Here is a 2,406-nt window from a genome sequence, read left to right as displayed (position 1 = left end):
CCGGTAAGCGGTTGGTAAGAAGGATATCCCCCCCGCCCGCGAAACCCGCAATTTTAAGTTTTGCCGGTACTCCCTTAGTTGGTATGATTCCGGATAGAGCGGCGATCGGTCAGGACATAACTTTCAGAGCGGTTGATTCTTTTAACCCAAATGGTCGGAAAGTCTTAAAGCCAATCCTGCCAGAGCGAGTACGGGGTTAGCGGCGGTGCTGATGGGCATAACGGACATATCGCAAACGTATAGTCCCGTAGTGCCTCGAACTTTCAGGTCTTCATCGACAACCGAATCGTTATTGAAATTGGCATTACGGTTAGCTTTCCAGGGCATCCGCAAAGTGCCGCAGGCGTGGTGAACAGTACCCCACCCAAAAGGCCATTGTTTACCGTCGCCCTCGCCATATTCTCCTGTGATGAAGTTCACGTCGTTGAACTCGGCAAAAATGCGATTTCTTGTTTGATTAAGTAGAGCGAAAAACTCATTTTTGCTTTTATTCCAGCCTGCAAGGGCCGGGAAACGAGAACCCAACAAATCATCTAGATTTGAAAAACGTTTGAAGCGGATTTCGGGCGTGTAGTTATCGTTAGCGTGGGAGAAAATGCCATTCTCATCATCGAGACAGTTTCCAAAGCTAAACTTGATGTCAACACGGGTTCTGCTAGTATCGTCAACCACGGGTTCGGCAGAAGGATCGTTGTTTCTCAGATGCCAATATTCATGATTAACATTCATTTCTATATTGAAGGGGTAGATCACTTGACCGTTAGCATCTCGATTTCCCCGCGAGTAGAAGATAATTTTAGCGTGGTCTTGACGACTGAGGGGAATGAGTGAAGCGTTTCTTCCCAGAGACGACACATAGGCTTGGGATTCTCCTGTCACGGGATGGTCTGTCAGTCCGAACCCCACTTGTTGGCGAATTTTATCGGGTAGATTTTGATAGACGGTAGAACGATGGATCAGTTTCGGGCTTTCCGTAGAACCTGCGGCGATGATTACCTTGGGAGAATAAAAACTGATCTGCTCTCCCGTAATCGTGTTAGTGGTTTTAACTTCATACCAGTCAAAAGGGACGTTCTGAACCGCTTCTACGAAACTATTCAGTTTGATAAATAGACCCTTCCCGTTTTGATCGACACCGGGGGTCAGTCCAACTTGGTTGATCAGCAGTTCGGCGGTGTTGAACACTCCCGTGGGTTCTGCAAAGAATTGATTTCGTGGTGTGCCGTCGGGATCGAGATAGGGTTGATGGACGGCGCGAGGTGTCTGTTTTATTTCAAAATCTGAATTAAGAGAACTGGATTGAAAATAGCTCACCAACTTTTTTGCTTTATCCCCCAGCGATGACGATAGATTCATCCTGTCATTAGCCAATCGGAAATATCTCGATTCCAAGTCTTGACGTACATTATCCGGGAAAAACTCCATCTCCCAACTTTGAGCTTGTGGAATCAGTCCCGACCAAAAAATAGAACGCCCGCCAAAACACAATTGGGGTTTAGAACCGATAAAATGGGAACCGCTAGGTGACTGTTTGAAATTATCTACGCCAAAGTGGGGGGCTACCGAACCGTTAGGGATGCGACTGATATTATAGACATGGGTTGGATAGATAAAGGAGCCGGCATCCAAAACCAGAATGCGATGACTTTGCCCCAATCGATCGGCTAGGTCGTCTGCTAAGATGCCCCCTCCTATTCCAGAACCGATGATAATGAAGTCAAAATCTTTATTGCTGCCGTCATAATCTCGGATCAAGCGGGTGTGAGCTTGAGGTTTTTCCGTCACTAGATTTGCATAGTTGTTCTGAAATGGCATTCGTCTTACCCTTGGCTTTTAAAAGTTAGTTTAGTTACCAAAATACAATCAATTACTTTTTTGATCGCTACAGAGAAACTCTGATTCCAATCATATAGCTGACCCACCAATACGTCTAGTTGTCGAAAACTTTAGATAAAATTTTCAGCGGACTGTCACAAAAGGGAAATAATTACTCTATTTAATACACGCGTTAGGACAGGACAATGAGACAAGAAACTTGGTGGATAGAGCGAGAAATCGAAGTTCTCAATCAGAAAGTGCGACACTTCGATAGTGTCGAGAGCGATCCCGATCAACTGAGATATATTCGTCAGACCCTGACGGGATTAAATCGGCAACTTTGCCCTGCGGATACGGAAAGTGAGGTCTTATCGAGATTTGTCGATTAAGGCAATCTCGATCGCTCACAAAATCACAATTTTTGCCCTAATCAGATATATAGATTTGTTGAGGTAGCTATGATTCGATTTTTCCCCCTTGCCTCGTCTTCCAAAGTTCAATGTACCTATCATAACCCACATTCCGCACCCTAAGTGTCACAACGTCTCGAAAGAGGAAGATGCCTGAGTCAAAATACTTATCTAGAGG

Annotated in this window: 2 protein-coding genes; one reads left to right on the top strand and one right to left on the bottom strand. The window is 45.2% G+C overall.

Annotation, left to right across the window (positions count from 1 at the left end; translation table 11 throughout):
* Positions 1 to 141: 141 nt before the first annotated feature.
* The gene (locus tag IQ242_RS22540; protein WP_193961480.1) at positions 142 to 1,815 is read right to left on the bottom strand and encodes a GMC oxidoreductase; all 1,674 of its coding nucleotides are present in this window, start codon (positions 1,813 to 1,815) and stop codon (positions 142 to 144) included.
* Between the two features lie 206 nt (positions 1,816 to 2,021).
* Between IQ242_RS22540 and IQ242_RS22535 the strand changes: the two genes are divergently transcribed.
* Positions 2,022 to 2,207, top strand: coding sequence for a hypothetical protein (locus IQ242_RS22535; protein ID WP_193961479.1), 186 nt, complete (start codon positions 2,022 to 2,024; stop codon positions 2,205 to 2,207).
* Positions 2,208 to 2,406 lie beyond the last annotated feature (199 nt).

It is taken from the genome of Microcystis sp. LEGE 08355 (assembly GCF_015207185.1).
Classification (GTDB): domain Bacteria; phylum Cyanobacteriota; class Cyanobacteriia; order Cyanobacteriales; family Microcystaceae; genus Microcystis; species Microcystis panniformis.
Note: the sequence above shows the minus strand (reverse complement) of the source record. Positions and strands in the feature narration are given on the sequence as shown.